Source organism: Deinococcus terrestris (assembly GCF_009377345.1).
Taxonomy (GTDB): Bacteria; Deinococcota; Deinococci; order Deinococcales; family Deinococcaceae; genus Deinococcus; species Deinococcus terrestris.
This window is the reverse complement of the sequence record NZ_WBSL01000035.1, coordinates 1-1,413: the sequence shown is the minus strand read 5'-3', so window position 1 is coordinate 1,413 and position 1,413 is coordinate 1. Positions and strand designations below refer to the sequence as shown.

Sequence of the window (1,413 nt, the reverse complement as noted above, 5' to 3'; positions counted from 1 at the left end):
CACGGCTACCCGCCAAAAAGCCTCTTCAGGCGTGGCCTGGATACCCTTCGTGCCGTGCTCAGCAAGCCTCAACATGGCGCTGGACGAGCCTTCCCAGACTTCCTCGCCGCTTTTGACCCCTAGAGAGGCGTATCCTATGCACTTAGGATATGAGGTCGGCGGCGGTACTTACTAAGAATGGCGTTCTATAATCCCAGGGCCTTGTAAAAGGCGGGGTGAACTTCAACATAGGTGTCGTCGCTTATATCGCTATCGGGTATTTCCTCTCCAAGGAAAGACCATTTTACGCTCTGTCCTGAATATCGCTTTAAACCTACCACTCCGGTTTTGAAAAGAACTGATATCAGATCATAGGCTAGATCGTATTCATTTGCGGCATATTTGTCCACCGCCAAATTGTGCAGGAGGTCGTCAGAAGTGTGCTTCTTTCTAGCAAATACTGCGACGCATCTCTCATCTATTTTTTCCTTCACTTCAAATATCTTAAAGTTTTTTGGCATTTGCTGCAAGATCATTGCGTAGTCCCGCAAATTCGGGTAATCGGAGACCCATTCATCAGAAAGTGCGTCTAGACGGTTGTTAGAATAAATGATTTCTGCATCCACCAAAGCCTCTCTACTTATCCTTCTCCGTCCCTCTGATTTTTTGATGCACTCATTAAAAAACATTATTGCATCTCTTGGCCTTAATAAAGTTCTATCAAGGAAATATTTGACGTAATCAAGTTTCGACGTAGATTCGGGCAGGATTTCTCGTAAAGTAAGCGGCTCACTGGTGAACTGCCTTTTAATCATAGCGCTTATTCTAAGATCTAACATTTTTTCTAATTCGTCCCTGCTCCATGTGATGTTTAAATAGAGAGCTTTATACTTTTCACTTTGATAGCCCGGGTTCCGCGTCATTCTGAATGTTCTAACAACTAAATCGTCCCTGAGGGCGAGGATGACTTTGACATGTCTAATTCTATTGTTTATATCTCTGACAGTTTCAAGAAAAGCCTGAAGCATCTGATATCGTAGCTTATCCTCTATCCAATCTTCGTCTAACCTATCAATGGTAATATAATATATTTTTTGCTCATCCGTAAGGATGTCTTGATCTAAAAGCGCAATGACTTCGCTCATTCTTTGTATTTGGACCGAGTTAACTACCTCCTGGCCTCTTTTTACTACGTCGGCTTTCTCCTCTACAGTAAGCTTTTCTCCATTAGAGCGAGATAAATCAAATCCCGACCCAGATACCTTTTCCTTTACCGAAGCGGACATACTCTCTTTTAAATCTCTTTCTACGCCGTTTAGGGCTTGAGTGACACGGCTTCGGGCAGCGTGGAGACGCGAAAAAATGGAGACGGTATGGCTAGATACCGTCTCCACCACAGTTTAGGGCGTCGTGCGGTCATTCGTCAGCTCCACC

The 1,413-nt window shown here is 44.2% G+C and carries 1 protein-coding gene and 1 pseudogene; one reads left to right on the top strand and one right to left on the bottom strand.

The window, feature by feature from the left end:
• Nucleotides 1–123, top strand: a pseudogene (locus F8S09_RS17480) (IS4 family transposase); the annotation flags it as partial.
• A gap of 62 nt (nt 124–185) precedes the next feature.
• Here F8S09_RS17480 and F8S09_RS17475 read toward each other — a convergent pair.
• Complete coding sequence (locus tag F8S09_RS17475; protein ID WP_407643671.1) at nt 186–1,373, bottom strand: P-loop ATPase, Sll1717 family; 1,188 nt, start codon at nt 1,371–1,373, stop codon at nt 186–188.
• Between the last annotated feature and the right edge of the window lie 40 nt (nt 1,374–1,413).